Consider the following 281-nt stretch of genomic DNA (forward strand, 5'->3'; position numbering starts at 1 on the left):
CGTCTATGTTGCGGCCGAGGACATCTATCGCTGCCCTGCCGGCGAACGGCTCACCTACCGCTTCACCGGCCAAGAGGATGGTAAGATGCTGCGCCGTTACTGGACGACCGCTTGCCAAACCTGCGCGCTCAAAGCTCAGTGCACGACCGGCCCCGAGCGGCGCATCGCGCGTTGGGAGCACGAGGCCGTGTTGGAGAAGATTCAGCGGCGGCTCGATCAGGACCCGAACAAGATGACTTTACGCCGTCAAACGGCAGAGCATCCGTTCGGGACGATAAAGG

General features: G+C 62.3%; 1 protein-coding gene. It reads left to right on the forward strand.

Going from position 1 to position 281, the window contains the following annotated elements:
* Positions 1-281: transposase (locus tag XI09_RS08300; protein ID WP_271566408.1), on the forward strand; the 281-nt coding region annotated here is incomplete at both ends.

The organism is Bradyrhizobium sp. CCBAU 11386 (genome assembly GCF_028128955.1).
Lineage (GTDB): Bacteria > Pseudomonadota > Alphaproteobacteria > Rhizobiales > Xanthobacteraceae > Bradyrhizobium.